This window comes from Burkholderia pulmonis, from assembly GCF_984667975.1.
This window is the reverse complement of sequence record NZ_OZ480186.1, coordinates 2,939,374-2,955,017: the sequence shown is the minus strand read 5'-3', so window position 1 is coordinate 2,955,017 and position 15,644 is coordinate 2,939,374. Positions and strand designations below refer to the sequence as shown.

The window sequence follows — 15,644 nt, the reverse complement described above, 5'->3', positions numbered from 1 at the left end:
TACTGGCCGCCCGCCGCCGATTCCATGTGCGCCGCGCGGGTATCGGGCCGGGCGGCGAAACCCGGTAGACTGACGCGCTTCAGAACAACGATCCGAATCGAGGAGACGCCGATGATGGCCCCGAAGGACTTGCTGCTCGCGCTGGTCGTGATCCTGGCGTGGGGCGTGAACTTCGTCGTGATCAAGGTCGGCCTGCACGGGATGCCGCCGATGCTGCTCGGCGCGCTGCGCTTCACGCTCGCGGCCGTGCCCGCGGTGTTCTTCGTGCGCCGGCCGCAGATTCCGTGGCGCCTGCTGGTGCTGTACGGCGCGACGATCCAGCTCGGCCAGTTCGTGTTCCTGTTCACCGGCATGTACGTCGGCATGCCCGCCGGCCTCGCGTCGCTCGTGCTGCAGTCGCAGGCGTTCTTCACGCTCGTGTTCGCGATGCTGTTCCTCGGCGAGCGGCTGCGCGTGCAGAACCTGATCGGGCTCGCGATCGCCGCGGGCGGGCTCGTCGTGATCGCCGCGCAGGGCGGCCGCGCGATGACGCTCGCGGGTTTCCTGCTGACGATCTGCTCGGCCGCGATGTGGGCATTCGGCAATATCGTCACGAAGAAGGTCGGGAAGGCGAACCTCGTATCGCTCGTCGTGTGGGCGAGCCTCGTGCCGCCCGTGCCGTTCTTCCTGCTGTCGCTGTGGTTCGAAGGGCCGCAGCGGATCGCGGCCGCGCTCGCCGGGCTCAACGGCGCGTCGATCTTCGCGGTCGTCTATCTCGCGTTCGTCGCGACGCTGCTCGGCTACGGGTTGTGGAGCCGCCTGCTGTCGCGTTACCCGGCGGCGCAGGTCGCGCAGTTCTCGCTGCTGGTGCCGGTCGTCGGGCTCGCGTCGTCGGCGCTGCTGCTCGACGAACATCTGACACGCGCGCAGCTGATCGGCACCGCGCTCGTGATGGGCGGGCTCGCGGTGAACGTGTTCGGCGGGAAACTGCTGAGCCGCTTCGCGGCGTCGTGACGCGCCGGCACGCAGCGCGTGCCGGCGGCAGGGAACGGGCGGCCGTCAGGCCATCCGGTTCTTCGCGAGCGGCGGATTCGCGGAGAAGTAACGCTTGATGCCGCGGAAGATCGCGTCGGCCATCTCGTCGCGATAGCTGTCGTCGTTGAGCCGGCGCTCTTCGTCCGGGTTGCTGATGAACGCGGTCTCGACGAGGATCGACGGAATGTCGGGCGCCTTCAGCACCGCGAACCCGGCCTGCTCGACCGAGCCCTTGTGCAGCTTGTTGATGCCGCCGACTTCCTTCAGCACGTAATTGCCGTAGCGCAGCGAGTCGCGGATCTGGGCGGTCGTCGACATGTCGAACAGCGCGCGGTTCACGGCCGCATCCGCCGTCTTGATGTTGATCCCGCCGATCAGGTCGGACGAATTCTCCTTGTTCGCCATCCAGCGCGCCGCGGCGCTCGTCGCACCGTGGTCGGACAGCGCGAACACCGACGAGCCGCGTGCGGACGGCGTCGTGAACGCGTCCGCGTGGATCGACACGAACAGGTCGGCGCCGACGCGGCGCGCCTTCTGCACGCGCACGTTCAGCGGTACGAAGAAGTCGGCGTCGCGCGTCATCATCGCGCGCATGTTCGGCGCAGCGTCGATCTTCGCGCGCAGCTTCTTCGCGATGTCGAGCGCAATGTGCTTCTCGTACGTGCCGCCGCCGCCGATCGCGCCCGGATCCTCGCCGCCGTGGCCCGGATCGATCGCGACCGTCAGCAGGCGCACGGTGCCGCCCTTGCCGGATTTCGGTGCGGTGAACTTGTAGGTGTCGCCATCGTCGTCGCTGTCGTCGCGGCGCGCGATGACGGGCGGCGGCTTGACGGCCGGTTTCGGCGGCGTCGAAGGCGTGCCGGCGGCCGGCGGCGCATGCGGCGTGGCCGGCGTGTTCTGCGCGAAGCGCTGGAAGAACGCGTCGCTGTTGTCGCCCGCGCCGGGCGCCGGGGTGCCGGGGCCGGCCAGCGCAGGCGGCGGCTGCATCTGCTGCGCGCGCGCCGTGTCGTTGAGCGCCTGCTCCTTGCGTTCCGTCTGCGCGATCAGGTCGGACAGCGGATCGGGCGCGACGGCCGGATACAGGTCGAACACGAGCCGGTACTTGTAGGTGCCGACGGGCGGCAGCGTGAACACCTGCGGTTTGACCGAACCTTTCAGGTCGAACACCATCCGCACGACGTGCGGCTGATACTGGCCGACGCGCACCGACTGGATCTGCGGATCGTTCGGCGCGATCTTCGACACGAGGTCGCGCAGCGCCTGGTCGAGATCGAGGCCGGTCAGGTCGACGACGAGACGGTCGGGACCCTGCAACAGCTGTTGGCTATTCTGCAGCGGCTGATCGGATTCGATCGTGACGCGCGTGTAATCGCGCGCGGGCCACACGCGCACGCCGAGCACCGACGACGCGTGCGCGAGCCGCGGTGCGACGAGACCGAGCACCAGCGTCGACGCGCCCGCGCACAGGATCTGGCGGCGGCGCCAGTTGTGCGTCGCGGTGGCCGCCGATTCGATCGAGCGGAACGGTTTGATCAACATCTTTCGAGACATGCCTTTCCTGAAGCGCTATACGCCCGGACGGTGAGGGCGCGGCCGTCGCCATCCACATCGAGCGAGAAAACCAGATCGGGCACGCCGAGCAGCGCGCCTGCCTGTTGCGGCCATTCGACGAGGCAGATCGCGCTGGAATTGAAATATTCGCGAAAGCCTGCATCGGACCATTCGGCCGGATCGTTGAATCGATACAGATCGAAGTGATAGACCTCAAGTTCCCCATCGCTGCGGTCGAGCGCGTACGGCTCGACGAGCGTATAGGTCGGGCTGCGTACGCGCCCCTGGTGGCCGAGGCCGCGCAGGATCGCGCGCACGAGGGTCGTCTTGCCCGCGCCGAGATCGCCGACCAGCTGAATTTGCAGCCCGCCGAACACATGTGCGCGGTCGAGCGCGATGCGCGCTGCGTCGAGCGCGTGCGCGAAGCGCGTGCCGAATGCGTCGGTTGCCGCTTCGTCGGCGAGCGCGATCACGCGCTCGGCGAACGGGGCGGGCAGCATGGCGTCATGAGGCATATGGCTGGACGTAGCTGACATTCTCGTAAAATAGTGCGATGAACCGATTACCGGAACTCGCCGCATCCGACAAGCCTTCGACTCATGCCGAAGGCGCGGCGCCGTGCGCGCTCGACGATGCGGCGTTGACTGCGCTCGCCGCTCGCATCAGGGCGTGGGGGCGCGAATTGGGTTTCGGGGCGATCGGCATCAGCGATACCGATCTCTCGGATGCCGAAGCAGGCCTCGCCGCCTGGCTGGAAGCCGGATACCACGGCGAAATGGATTATATGGCGAAACATGGGATGAAACGCGCGCGTCCGGCCGAACTTGTGGCCGGTACGCGACGCGTGATCTCCGTGCGGCTCGCCTATCTGCCGGCCGAAACGCTCGCCGACGGCGTGCCCGGCGACGCGCCCGGTGCGCTTGCGCCGCACGATTGGCGCGCGCGCGAACGGGCGCGGCTCGACGACCCGCAGGCGGCCGTCGTGTCGATCTATGCGCGCGGCCGCGACTATCACAAGGTGCTGCGCAACCGGCTGCAGACGCTCGCGGAGCGCATCGAGCGCGAGATCGGCGCATTCGGCTATCGCGTGTTCACCGATTCGGCGCCGGTGCTCGAGGTCGAGCTTGCGCAGAAGGCCGGCGTCGGCTGGCGCGGCAAGCACACGCTGCTGCTGCAGCGCGATGCCGGGTCGCTGTTCTTCCTCGGCGAAATCTACGTCGACCTGCCGCTGCCGACCGATGCGCACACGTCGCCCGATACCGCACCCGAGACACCGGGCGCGCACTGCGGCAGCTGCACGCGCTGCATCGACGCATGCCCGACCGGCGCGATCGTCGAGCCGTACCGCGTCGATGCGCGCCGCTGCATCTCGTACCTGACGATCGAATTGAAAGGCAGCATCCCCGAGCCGCTGCGGCCGATGATCGGCAATCGCGTGTACGGCTGCGACGACTGCCAGCTCGTGTGTCCGTGGAACAAGTTCGCGCAGGCCGCGCCCGTCGCCGATTTCGACGTGCGGCACGGCCTCGACCGCGCGACGCTCGTCGAGCTGTTCGCGTGGGACGCCGACGCATTCGACACGCGGATGCAGGGCAGCGCGATCCGGCGCATCGGCTACGAAAGCTGGCTGCGCAATCTCGCGGTCGGGCTCGGCAATGCGCTGCGCGCCGGCGCCGGCCGGCTCTCGCCGCAGGCGCGCGACGCGATCGTCGCCGCGTTGCGCGCACGGGCAGACGATCCGTCGCCGGTCGTGCGCGAGCATGTCGAATGGGCGCTGCGTGCCGCGTGAAGGCGGCGTAAAGTGTCGTCGGCGCGCGGCCGGCCCGCGCGCATCCCCCGGTCAGGAGAAGACAATGTTCAACGCAGTCATCGACGCGCCGTTCGGCAAGGTCGGCATCCGCACGGATGCCGCGGTGGTGCGCGAAATCGTCTATCTGCCCGAATCGATGAAGTCGGTCGATCCGGATTCGGCACTCGCGAAGCGCGCGGTCAAGCAGATCGAACGTTATTTCGAGCGCGCGTCGGCGCGCTTCGACCTGCCGCTCGCCGACGTCGGCAGCGTCTTCCAGCACCGCGTCTGGGACGTGATCAGCGATATCCCGCCCGGTACGGTACTGACCTACGGCCAGGTCGCGAAGCGGATCGGCAGCGCGCCGCGCGCGGTCGGCCAGGCATGCGGCGCGAACTACTTCCCGCTCGTGATCCCGTGCCATCGCGTCGTCGCGGCGGGCGGCATCGGCGGCTTCGCGAACCACGACGACAACGGCTATTACCAGAAAGTGAAGCGCTGGCTGCTGGCGCACGAGGGCGTGCCGTACTGATGAGCGAACCGATGATTTCCCCCGAAGCCGGCGACGATGCCGCCGAAGCCTCGCCCGCGCTGCTCGCGAGCCGCGCGTCGATCGACGTGTTCTGCGATGCGCTGTGGCTCGAGCACGGGCTTGCGCGCAATACGCTCGACGCGTACCGGCGCGATCTGGTGCTGTTTTCCCAGTGGCTGGCCGCGACGCACGACGCACCGCTCGATTCGGCCGACGAGGCAATGGTGACGGGCTACATTGCCGCGCGCAGCGACGGCAAGGCGACGTCGTCGAACCGGCGGCTGTCGGTGTTCCGTCGCTATTACGGCTGGGCCGTGCGCGAGCATCGCGCGAGCGCCGATCCGACGCTGCGGATCACGTCCGCGAAACAGGCGGCCCGGTTCCCGTCGACGCTGTCCGAGGCGCAGGTCGAAGCGCTGCTCGGCGCGCCCGACATCGGTACGCCGCTCGGCCTGCGCGATCGCACGATGCTCGAGCTGATGTATGCGAGCGGGCTGCGCGTGAGCGAGCTCGTGACGCTGAAGACGGTCGAGGTCGGCCTGAACGAAGGCGTCGTGCGCGTGATGGGCAAGGGCTCGAAGGAGCGGCTCGTGCCGTTCGGCGAAGTCGCGCACGGCTGGATCGAGCGTTACCTGCGCGATGCGCGGCCGGTGCTGCTCGGCGCACGCGCGGCCGATGCGCTGTTCGTGACCGCGCGCGGCGACGGGATGACGCGCCAGCAGTTCTGGAACATCATCAAGCGCCACGCGCAGCAGGCCGACGTGCGCGCGCACCTGTCGCCGCACACGCTGCGGCATGCGTTCGCGACGCACCTGCTGAACCACGGCGCCGACCTGCGCGTCGTGCAATTGCTGCTCGGCCACAGCGACATCTCGACCACGCAGATCTACACGCATGTCGCGCGCGAGCGGTTGAAGACGCTGCACGCGCAGCACCATCCGCGCGGCTAGCGCGCGGGGCGCGCGCGTCCGGCACGCACGGTGCGGGCTTCGACGAGCGCTTCATGCATGCCCGGCCGCGCAGCGGGCGGCGTCAGACCAGCTCGCGCAGCCTGTGCTTGAGCACCTTGCCGGTCGACGCGGCCGGCAGCGCATCGAGCACGCGGATGTGCGACGGACGTTTGTAAGGCGTGAGCCGCTCCGCGCACCACGCATGCAATGCCGCTTCGTCCACGATCGCGCCCGGCACCCGCTCGACGAACGCGAGCACTTCCTCGTTGCCTTCGATCGCACGGCCGATCACGGCCGCCTGCACGACGTCCGGATGCGCGTTCAGTACCTGCTCGACCTCGACCGGATACACGTTGAAGCCCGAGCGGATGATCAGTTCCTTGCTGCGGCCCGCGATCGTCACGGCGCCGTCGGCTTCCTGCCGCGCGAGATCGCCGGTGCTCAGCCAGCCGTCCGCCGACACGGCCGCGCGCGTCGCGTCCGCATTGCGGTAGTAGCCGAGCATCACGTTCGGCCCGCGCACGCGGATCTCGCCGACTTCGCCCTGCGGGACGTCGGCCCCGTCGGGTGCGACGATCCGCATGTCGACGCCGGGAATCGGCACGCCGACCGAGCTGTCGGTGCGCGGCGCGTCGATCGGCGTCTGCGTGATCGTCGGGCTGCTTTCGGTCATCCCGTAGCCGTTGTGCAACGACACGCCGTACGTGCGCTCGACGCGCGCCTTCAGGTTCGCGTCGAGCGGCGAGCCGCCCGAATACGCGAAGCGCAGGCGCGGCGCGTGCCATGCGTGGCCGTGCGTGTGCAGGTGTTCGAGCAGCTTCGCGTGCATCGCGGGCACACCCTGGAAGATCGTGACGCCTTCGTCGGCGAGCGCGATACGCACGGCCTCCGGCGCAAAGCGCGGCGCGAGCCGCAACGTCGCGCCCGCATACAGGCTGCCGAGGCAGACCGACGCGAGCCCGTACACGTGCGACACGGGCAGCACCGTATAGACGACATCGTCGGGCGACACGCGTCGCAGCGTGCTCGACATTGCCGCGATGAACAGCAGGTTGCGGTGCGACAGCATCACGCCTTTCGGCGTGCCGGTCGTGCCAGTCGTATAGATCAGCGCCGCGCATTGCGCAGCGCCATCGGCGGCCACCGGTTCGGCGGGCGCGTCCGCATCGATCCGATACGACCACGCGCCGATGTCGACCGGCAGCGCATGGGCGGGCGTTGCGCCGAGCCGCGCCGCATGCGCGCGTGCGTCGGGCGATGCGTCCGTCGTGAACGCGATCAGCTTTGGGCGTGCGTGCGCGGCGATCGCATCGAGTTCGCCGGCCGACAGCCGCGCGTTCGACACGAGCGCCCACGCGTCGAGGCGCGCCACCGCGAACAGCAGCACGATCTGCACGACGCAGTTTTCCGCGACGATCATCACGCGGTCGCCGCCCTGCACGCCGAGGCTCGCGAGCCGCTCGGCCGCCGCATCGACGGCCTGCGCCAGTTCGCCGTACGACAGGCGGCGCGCATCCTCGATCAGCGCCGGATGCGCGGGCGCTTGCGCGGCCCGGCGCGCCGGCACGTCGGCGATGCGGCGCGGCAGCGCGGCGAGCAGGGCGTCGACGTCGCGCGACTCGGATGAACGGATGGGCGAGGGCATGGCGTCTCCAGAAAAGGGGGCCGGGCAGCGGCTTGACGATGTTTGCGAACGATCGTGCCATGACGGCGGGCGCGCCACAATCGGCCAATCGGGCAATAGCACTTCGCGATGTCCGCAATGATGACGGGCGGAATCGGGGCGGTGGCGCAGGCGGCCGTCCGGCGGAAAACGGGCCGCGAGTATACCGCCGGTGCGGAGCTCGCCATCGCCCGCCGGTCGTTCGCCATTAAAATGCCGCCATGAGCAAATCCAGACACGTGTCCGAAACCCCTGCGACCCAGCTGTTGCGCCGCCATGGCATTGCATTCGAAGAGCATCCGTACGACTACGTCGAGCACGGCGGCACCGGCGAATCGGCGCGTCAGCTCGGCGCCGACGAGCACTGCGTCGTCAAGACGCTCGTGATGGAAGACGAACACGCGAAGCCGCTGATCGTGCTGATGCACGGCGACCGCACGGTATCGACGAAGAACCTCGCACGGCAGATCGGCGCGAAGCGCGTCGAGCCGTGCAAGCCCGAGGTCGCGAACCGCCATTCGGGCTATCTCGTCGGCGGCACGTCGCCGTTCGGCACGCGCAAGGCGATGCCGGTCTACGTCGAGGCGACGATCCTCGAATTGCCGACGATCTACCTGAACGGCGGCCGCCGCGGCTACCTCGTCAGCCTCGCACCGGCGGTACTCGTGTCGCTGCTCGGCGCGCAGCCCGTGCAGTGCGCGAGTGTCGACTGAGGGTTTCACCTTCGTGGCACCCCGCGCCCGTTCGGTAGAATGGGCGCCGTTTCGGCCTGCCGGCTTGCCGTGCACGACCGTCCCTTTACCGATACGTTGAAAGAAGAGTCCTCCGCATGCAGATCCTGCTCGCCGCCCTCGTTGCCTACCTGATCGGTTCGGTGTCGTTCGCTGTCGTCGTCAGTTCCGTGATGGGCCTGGCCGACCCGCGTTCGTACGGGTCGAAGAATCCCGGCGCAACCAACGTGCTGCGCAGCGGCAACAAGAAGGCCGCGATCCTGACGCTCGTCGGCGACGCGTTCAAGGGCTGGATTGCCGTCTGGCTCGCACGGCACTTCGGTTTGCCCGACGTCGCGGTCGCGTGGGTCGCGATCGCCGTGTTCCTCGGCCACCTGTATCCGGTGTTCTTCCGCTTCCAGGGCGGCAAGGGCGTCGCGACCGCGGCCGGCGTGCTGCTCGCCATCCACCCGGTGCTCGGGCTCGCGACCGCGCTGACCTGGCTGATCGTCGCGTTCTTCTTCCGCTATTCGTCGCTCGCGGCGCTGGTGGCGGCGGTGTTCGCGCCGGTGTTCGACGTGTTCCTGTTCGGCACGGGCCACAACCCGGTCGCGTGGGCGGTGCTCGCGATGAGCGTGCTGCTCGTGTGGCGTCACCGCGGCAACATTTCGAAGCTGCTCGCGGGGCAGGAGAGCCGGATCGGCGACAAGAAGAAGGCGGCCGCGGACGGCGGCGCACAGGACGGCGGGAAGGCCTGAGAAAGCGCGGCGCCTGCCGCGCGCCGGGCGCGCCGCGTGTGCGGGGCCCAGCGGGCTGACGCGACGGATCGGGGGCCGATCAGTCGCGGAAGTTGTTGAAGTCGAGCGGCGTGTCGGTCACGTCCTTGCGCAGCATCGCGATCACGTTCTGCAGGTCGTCGCGCTTCGTGCCGGCCACGCGCACCGCGTCGCCCTGGATGCTCGCCTGCACCTTGATCTTGCTGTCTTTCACGAGCCTGACGATCTTCTTCGCGAGGTCGCCCGTCACGCCCTTCTTCACGGTGACGATCTGCTTGACCTTGTCGCCGCCGATCTTCTCGACCTTGCCGTAGTCGAGGAAGCGCACGTCGACGTTGCGCTTGGCGAGCTTGCTGATCAGCACGTCCTTGACCTGGCCGAGCTTGAAATCGTCGTCGGCGAACAGCGTCAGCTCGCGCTCCTTCTGCTCGACGCGGGCGTCGGAGCCCTTGAAGTCGAAGCGCGTCGAAATTTCCTTGTTCGACTGCTCGATGGCGTTCTTCACTTCGATCATGTTCGCTTCGGAAACGACGTCGAACGATGGCATGGCATTCTCCCTTGAGATGCGGGCACCCGGCTCGCGCGCGGGCACTCGCTATAATTGCGGACTGTTTGCCATTTTACCGATGCCCCTCCGTTTGCCCAAGACCGGTCATGTGCCGGCCCGGGCCGACGTGACCGCGAATGCCGATGCCTCCTGACGATTCCGCCCTGTCGCTGCTTCCCGACCATCCGCTCGCCGAGCTCAACACGTTCGGCATCGCCGCGAACGCGCGCTTTGCCGCGCGCATCACGCAGGCGTCGCAGTTCGAGGCGCTGCATCGCGACCCGCGCGTCGCGAACCTGCCGCGGCTCGTGCTCGGCGGCGGCAGCAACGTCGTGTTCACGCGGGATTTCGACGGCGTCGTGCTGCTCGACGAGATCGCGGGCCGCCGCGTCGTGCGCGAGGACGACGATGCGTGGTACGTCGAGGCCGGCGGCGGCGAGAACTGGCACGCGTTCGTCGCGTGGACGCTCGAGCACGGGATGCCGGGCCTCGAGAACCTCGCGCTGATCCCCGGCACCGTCGGCGCCGCGCCGATCCAGAACATCGGCGCATACGGCCTCGAGATGAAGGCGTATTTCGACTCGCTGGTCGCGGTCGAGCTGGCGACGGGGCGCAGCGAGCGCTTCGACGCCGCGCGCTGCGCGTTCGGCTACCGCGACAGCTTCTTCAAGCGGGACGGGCGCGGCCGGTTCGCGATCGTGTCGGTGACCTTCCGGCTGCCGAAGCAATGGGCGCCGCGGCTCGGCTACGCGGACGTCACGCGCGAACTCGACGCCCGCGGCATCGCAGCCGATGCGGCGGCGCCGCGCGACGTGTTCGACGCGGTCGTCGCGATCCGCCGTGCGAAGCTGCCCGATCCGCTCGTGCTCGGCAATGCGGGCAGTTTCTTCAAGAATCCGGTGATCGACACGGCGCAGTTCGATGCGCTGCGTGCCCGCGCACCCGAAATCGTGTCGTATCCGCAACCGGACGGGCACGTGAAGCTCGCGGCCGGCTGGCTGATCGACCGCTGTGGCTGGAAGGGGCGCGCGCTGGGCGCGGCGGCCGTGCACGACCGCCAGGCGCTCGTGCTCGTCAATCGCGGCGGCGCGACGGGCGCCGACGTGCTCGCGCTGGCGCAGGCGATCCAGGCCGACGTGCGTGCGCAGTTCGGCGTCGAGCTGGAGGCCGAACCGGTCTGCCTGTAACGCAGGCGCCACGCCGCTTTCTGCCGGCCCAAACAAAAAGCGCCGATCGTCGATCGGCGCTTTTTTATGCGTGTGTGTTCCGGCGCGTCAGTGCTTGAGGCGGCCGAGCAGCAGGAACTCCATCAGCGCCTTTTGCACGTGCAGGCGGTTTTCCGCCTCGTCCCACACGACGCTCTGCGGGCCGTCGATCACGCCGGCCGTCACTTCCTCGCCGCGGTGTGCGGGCAGGCAGTGCATGAAGAGGGCGTCCGGGTTCGCGTACCCCATCATTTCCTCGTCGACGCACCAGTCGGCAAACGCCTGCATGCGCGCCTCGTTCTCGGCCTCGAAACCCATGCTCGTCCATACGTCGGTGGTAACGAGGTCGGCGCCCTTGCAGGCTTCGTTCGGATCGTCGAACACCTCGTAGAACGGCGCGCTGCCGGGCGATACGAGCTTCATGTCGAGTGCGTAGCCGGGCGGCGTGGACAGGCGCAGCTTGAAGCCGAGGATCTGCGCGGCCTCGATCCACGTGTAGAGCATGTTGTTCGCATCACCGACCCACGCGACGGTCTTGCCGGCGATCGGGCCGCGGTGCTCGTAGTACGTGAAGATGTCGGCGAGCACCTGGCACGGGTGGTAATCATTCGTCAGGCCGTTGATCACCGGCACGCGGGAGTTGTCCGCGAAGCGCTTGATGACCTCCTGCTCGAACGTGCGGATCATGATGATGTCGACCATCCGCGAGATCACCTGCGCGGAATCCTCGACGGGTTCGCCTCGGCCGAGCTGCGTGTCGCGCGTGCTCATGAAGACGGCGTGGCCGCCGAGCTGGAAGATCCCGGCCTCGAACGACAGGCGCGTGCGCGTCGAGCTCTTCTCGAAGATCATCGCGAGCGTGCGGTCGTGCAGCGGGTGATAGGTCTCGTAGTTCTTGAACTTGCGCTTCAGGATACCCGTGCGTTCGAGCACGTACTCGTAGTCTTCCAGCGAGAAATCCTTGAACTGCAGGTAGTGACGAATGGTTTTGGCGGTCATGAAGCGAAATACGGCGGGTTTCACCCGGCAGCGAAGCCGGACGGCGCCGCCGTCGGGTGTGGATAACTCAAAGCAGCATAAAGGATTTTCTGTGCTTTGACGAGCCGTGGGGAGAAGCGGGGCGCGATCACGGCGGGCTGCAAACGGTGCGGGAAGGCGGCCGTCGGGACGGCGCGCGATGGCGCGCTGCGGTATAATTCAAAAGTTTTCTCCAGCCCGGCAGGCAAGCTTTTTCACGCTCTGCCGGACACAAGCCGTGCGCTGCACAAATCCGGTGCAGTCCACCGGCGGCGCGCATCGACGTCCCGTTTTCGGGATATCGGAATGCTTGTGCCGCCGACCATTCCAGCTTTGTGTTCGCGTATCCAGGCGCTGTTGCCTGGACATCGCCGGGCCGTCACTTGGGTAACCACATGGCTGAAACCCCTCCGACCGAATTTTTCATCCAGGGCATCACGAAAGACGGGAAAAAGTTTCGCCCGAGCGACTGGTCGGAACGTCTGGCCGGTGTGATGGCCTGCTTCGGGCCTGGGGCGAGCGGGCCGAATGCGCGTCTCAAGTATTCGTTGTACGTGCGGCCGACGATGCTCGGCGACCTGAAATGCGTGATTCTCGATTCGCGGTTGCGCGACATCGAACCGATGGCTTTCGATTTCGTGCTGAATTTCGCGAAGGACAACAACCTCGTCGTCACCGAGGCGTGCGAGCTGCCCGACTACAACGCGAAGAAATGATGCCGACGGGCGAGGGCGCATGCAGCGCCTGCCCCGGCCAGTGCCGTTGCACCGCGTGATGCGTGGGCGACGGACGACAAAAAAGCCCGCCTAGGCGGGCTTTTTTGCGATCGCAGGAAACAGGAACGCCCGCCTGAGCGGGCGTACCGGATTTACGCTGCTGCCTGCAGGCCCTTGACGGCTGCGGCCAGGCGGCTCTTGCTGCGAGCGGCCTTGTTCTTGTGAACGATCTTCTTGTCGGCGATCGTGTCGATCGTCTTCACGGCAGCCTTGAACAGCTCGGCAGCCTTTGCCTGGTCGCCGGCGTCAACAGCCTTGCGGACCGACTTGATCGCGGTACGGAATTTCGAGCGCAGCGCCGAGTTGTGCGAGTTTGCCTTCGCGGCCTGGCGGGCGCGCTTGCGTGCTTGTGCGGAGTTAGCCATGACGGTTCCTTATCCTGTCCTGTTTCCAGAGCTTGGAGCCTGACGGCCAAGCGCTGCTTTTCGATCCGTCCCCTGAGAACGATTGCCCAGGGGCGCATAAAAAAACGGTGATTTTAACCGAGGCCGGGACATGAAAACGGCAGTTGCCGTGCATGTACGAGCCCAGAAACCGGCGATTATAGCAACAAAATCAAGCGAGTGGCAAGTTCGAAGTGATATCCCCCGGGCGGGGTGCCGGCGGAATGCGTGCATTTCGGCATCGCGCCGCTGGCCGGGTCGCGCAACGTCCGTATAATAAGCGCCCCATGAATCTATTCCGAGCCCTGCTGACGGTCAGCGGCTTCACGCTGCTGTCGCGCGTGACCGGACTGGCCCGCGAGACGCTGATCGCCCGTGCGTTCGGCGCCAGTCAATACACCGACGCGTTCTACGTCGCCTTCCGTATTCCGAACCTGCTGCGCCGCCTGTCCGCCGAAGGCGCGTTCTCGCAGGCGTTCGTGCCGATTCTCGCCGAATTCAAGAATCAGCAGGGGCACGATGCGACGAAGGCGCTCGTCGACGCGATGTCCACCGTGCTCGCGTGGGCGCTTGCCGTGCTGTCGGTCCTCGGCATCGTCGGCGCGTCGTGGGTCGTGTTCGCGGTCGCATCCGGCCTGCACAGCGACGGCCAGGCGTTCCCGCTCGCGGTCACGATGACGCGGATCATGTTCCCGTACATCGTGTTCATTTCGCTGACGACGCTCGCGTCCGGCGTGCTGAACACGTACAAGAGCTTCTCGCTGCCCGCGTTCGCGCCGGTGCTGCTCAACGTCGCGTTCATCTCCGCGGCCGTGTTCGTCGCGCCGCACCTGAAGGTGCCGGTCTATGCACTCGCGTGGGCCGTCATCGTCGGCGGCGTGCTGCAGTTCCTCGTGCAGTTGCCGGGGCTGAAGAAGATCGACATGGTGCCGCTGATCGGCCTCAACCCGCTGCGTGCGCTGCGTCACCGCGGCGTGAAGCGGGTGCTCGCGAAGATGGTGCCCGCGACCTTCGCGGTGTCGGTCGCGCAGCTGTCGCTGATCATCAACACCAACATCGCGTCCCGGCTCGGGCAGGGCGCCGTGTCGTGGATCAACTACGCCGACCGCCTGATGGAGTTCCCGACGGCGCTGCTCGGCGTCGCGCTCGGCACGATCCTGCTGCCGAGCCTGTCGAAGGCGCACGTCGACGCCGATTCGCACGAATATTCGGCGCTGCTCGACTGGGGGCTGCGCGTCACGTTCCTGCTCGCGGCGCCGAGCGCGCTCGCGCTGTTCTTCTTCGCGACGCCGCTCACCGCGACGCTCTTCAATTACGGCAAGTTCGACGCGCATACCGTGACGATGGTCGCGCGGGCGCTGGCGACCTACGGGATCGGCCTCGTCGGCATCATCCTGATCAAGATCCTCGCGCCGGGCTTCTATGCGAAGCAGGACATCAAGACGCCCGTGAAGATCGCGATCGGCGTGCTGATCGTCACGCAGATCTCGAACTACGTATTCGTGCCGCTGATCGGCCATGCGGGCCTCACGCTGAGCATCGGCGTCGGCGCGTGCCTGAATTCGCTGCTGCTGTTCATCGGGCTGCGCAAGCGCGGCATCTACCAGCCGTCGCCGGGCTGGATGCGCTTCTTCGTGCAGCTCGTCGGCGCGACGCTCGTGCTCGCGGGGCTGATGCACTGGTGCTCGATCAGCTTCGACTGGACCGGGATGCGTGCGCAGCCGCTCGACCGCATTGCGCTGATGGCTGCGTGCCTCGTGCTGTTCGCTGCACTATATTTCGGTATGTTGTGGCTGATGGGCTTCAAATACGCTTACTTCAGAAGGCGCGCCAAGTGACGACCGCAATGACCCGCGTCCTCGACTACTTCAGCACGCTCGTGGCGGACGACGACAGCCTGCCCGTCACGGAGACCGCGCTGTCGCTGGCGCAGGACGCGTATCCCGACCTCGACCTGCAGGGCACGCTGGCCGAACTCGACATGCTGGCGGCGCGGTTGCGCCGGCGCTTCACCGACGATGCGGACCTGAAAGGCCGCGTCGCCGCGCTGAACGATTTCTTTTTCCGCGAGCTCGGCTTCGCGTGTAATCACAACGATTACTACGACCCCGATAACAGCCACCTGAACGCCGTGCTGAAACGGCGGCGCGGGATCCCGATCTCGCTGTCGGTGCTGTACCTGGAACTCGCCGAGCAGGTCGGCGTGCCGGCGCGCGGCGTATCGTTCCCCGGCCACTTCCTGCTGCGCGTGACGCTGCCGGACGGCGACCTGATCATCGATCCGACCAACGGCCATTCGCTGTCCGAAGCCGAGATGGTCGAGATGCTCGAGCCGTACGTCGCGCGTGCGGCCGGCGCGGTCGACAGCGCGTTGCGCGCGCTGCTGCAGCCCGCGACCAGCCGCGAGATCATCGCGCGGATGCTGCGCAACCTGAAGACGATCTATCTTCAGACGGAACGCTGGCAGCGGCTGCTCGCGGTGCAGCAGCGGCTCGTGATCCTGTTGCCCGAGCAACTCGACGAGGTGCGCGACCGAGGCTTCGCATATGCGCGGCTCGACTACCTGCGCCCGGCGCTCGAGGATCTCGAGCAGTATCTCGGCGAGCGGCCGGAGGCGGACGACGCAACCGTCGTCGAGTCGCAGGTAACCGAACTGCGGCAGCGGATGCAGCGCGACGGCGAGGACTGAGCCGCCATCGCGACGTTGCCGGAACGAGAAAAAACGCCCGCA

General features: G+C 67.4%; 16 protein-coding genes. 10 read left to right on the top strand and 6 right to left on the bottom strand.

Going from position 1 to position 15,644, the window contains the following annotated elements; translation table 11 throughout:
• Positions 1-114: 114 nt before the first annotated feature.
• Complete coding sequence (locus AC5LXK_RS13720) at positions 115-993, top strand: EamA family transporter (RefSeq protein WP_493391224.1); 879 nt, start codon at positions 115-117, stop codon at positions 991-993.
• A gap of 45 nt (positions 994-1,038) precedes the next feature.
• On the opposite strand, the gene AC5LXK_RS13715 is transcribed toward AC5LXK_RS13720, so the two are convergent.
• Together AC5LXK_RS13715 and tsaE are read right to left on the bottom strand one after the other, a co-directional pair.
• Positions 1,039-2,565, bottom strand: a complete 1,527-nt coding sequence (locus AC5LXK_RS13715; protein WP_493389296.1) for an N-acetylmuramoyl-L-alanine amidase — start codon at positions 2,563-2,565, stop codon at positions 1,039-1,041.
• The gene (gene tsaE / locus AC5LXK_RS13710; protein WP_493389295.1) at positions 2,547-3,101 is read right to left on the bottom strand and encodes a tRNA (adenosine(37)-N6)-threonylcarbamoyltransferase complex ATPase subunit type 1 TsaE; all 555 of its coding nucleotides are present in this window, start codon (positions 3,099-3,101) and stop codon (positions 2,547-2,549) included. Before tsaE ends, AC5LXK_RS13715 begins: the two co-directional genes overlap by 19 nt.
• Positions 3,102-3,118: 17 nt before the next feature.
• Between tsaE and queG the strand changes: the two genes are divergently transcribed.
• The 3 genes from queG to xerD all read left to right on the top strand — a co-directional run bounded on the left by queG (position 3,119) and on the right by xerD (position 5,836).
• Positions 3,119-4,354, top strand: coding sequence for a tRNA epoxyqueuosine(34) reductase QueG (gene queG, locus AC5LXK_RS13705; RefSeq protein ID WP_493389294.1), 1,236 nt, complete (start codon positions 3,119-3,121; stop codon positions 4,352-4,354).
• A 64-nt stretch (positions 4,355-4,418) separates the two neighbouring features.
• On the top strand, positions 4,419-4,886 hold the full coding sequence (locus AC5LXK_RS13700) for a methylated-DNA--[protein]-cysteine S-methyltransferase (protein ID WP_493389293.1): 468 nt from the start codon (positions 4,419-4,421) through the stop codon (positions 4,884-4,886).
• Positions 4,886-5,836: a site-specific tyrosine recombinase XerD gene (gene xerD, locus AC5LXK_RS13695; protein ID WP_493389292.1), complete on the top strand. Its 951-nt coding sequence runs from the start codon at positions 4,886-4,888 to the stop codon at positions 5,834-5,836. The genes AC5LXK_RS13700 and xerD overlap by 1 nt, the downstream gene beginning before the upstream one ends.
• Positions 5,837-5,918: 82 nt before the next feature.
• Here xerD and AC5LXK_RS13690 read toward each other — a convergent pair whose 3' ends face one another.
• Entirely contained in the window at positions 5,919-7,481 is a 1,563-nt protein-coding gene (locus AC5LXK_RS13690) for a class I adenylate-forming enzyme family protein (protein WP_493389291.1), read from the bottom strand.
• Between the two features lie 239 nt (positions 7,482-7,720).
• On the opposite strand from AC5LXK_RS13690, the gene ybaK reads away from it, so the two are divergent.
• Positions 7,721-8,212 carry a Cys-tRNA(Pro) deacylase gene (gene ybaK, locus AC5LXK_RS13685; protein ID WP_493389290.1) on the top strand — a complete coding sequence of 164 codons (492 nt, stop codon included), beginning with the start codon at positions 7,721-7,723 and terminating at the stop codon, positions 8,210-8,212.
• A gap of 116 nt (positions 8,213-8,328) precedes the next feature.
• Complete coding sequence (gene plsY / locus AC5LXK_RS13680; RefSeq protein ID WP_493389289.1) at positions 8,329-8,967, top strand: glycerol-3-phosphate 1-O-acyltransferase PlsY; 639 nt, start codon at positions 8,329-8,331, stop codon at positions 8,965-8,967.
• 79 nt (positions 8,968-9,046) lie between these two features.
• On the opposite strand, the gene AC5LXK_RS13675 is transcribed toward plsY, so the two are convergent.
• Positions 9,047-9,532 (bottom strand): YajQ family cyclic di-GMP-binding protein, encoded by a 486-nt coding sequence (locus AC5LXK_RS13675; protein ID WP_493389288.1) that lies wholly within the window; start codon positions 9,530-9,532, stop codon positions 9,047-9,049.
• Between the two features lie 137 nt (positions 9,533-9,669).
• Between AC5LXK_RS13675 and murB the strand changes: the two genes are divergently transcribed.
• The gene (gene murB, locus AC5LXK_RS13670) at positions 9,670-10,719 is read left to right on the top strand and encodes a UDP-N-acetylmuramate dehydrogenase (protein WP_493389287.1); all 1,050 of its coding nucleotides are present in this window, start codon (positions 9,670-9,672) and stop codon (positions 10,717-10,719) included.
• An 87-nt stretch (positions 10,720-10,806) separates the two neighbouring features.
• Here murB and argF read toward each other — a convergent pair whose 3' ends face one another.
• Entirely contained in the window at positions 10,807-11,736 is a 930-nt protein-coding gene (gene argF, locus AC5LXK_RS13665) for an ornithine carbamoyltransferase (protein WP_493389286.1), read from the bottom strand.
• Positions 11,737-12,149: 413 nt separating this feature from the next.
• Between argF and AC5LXK_RS13660 the strand changes: the two genes are divergently transcribed.
• Positions 12,150-12,470, top strand: coding sequence for a DUF3579 domain-containing protein (locus AC5LXK_RS13660; RefSeq protein WP_006482210.1), 321 nt, complete (start codon positions 12,150-12,152; stop codon positions 12,468-12,470).
• 152 nt (positions 12,471-12,622) lie between these two features.
• Here AC5LXK_RS13660 and rpsT read toward each other — a convergent pair whose 3' ends face one another.
• Complete coding sequence (gene rpsT / locus AC5LXK_RS13655; protein WP_059233374.1) at positions 12,623-12,895, bottom strand: 30S ribosomal protein S20; 273 nt, start codon at positions 12,893-12,895, stop codon at positions 12,623-12,625.
• A 305-nt stretch (positions 12,896-13,200) separates the two neighbouring features.
• Between rpsT and murJ the strand changes: the two genes are divergently transcribed.
• Both murJ and AC5LXK_RS13645 read left to right on the top strand, forming a co-directional pair.
• Entirely contained in the window at positions 13,201-14,751 is a 1,551-nt protein-coding gene (gene murJ, locus AC5LXK_RS13650; protein WP_493389285.1) for a murein biosynthesis integral membrane protein MurJ, read from the top strand.
• A gap of 8 nt (positions 14,752-14,759) precedes the next feature.
• Positions 14,760-15,602, top strand: coding sequence for a SirB1 family protein (locus AC5LXK_RS13645; protein WP_069747736.1), 843 nt, complete (start codon positions 14,760-14,762; stop codon positions 15,600-15,602).
• Positions 15,603-15,644 lie beyond the last annotated feature (42 nt).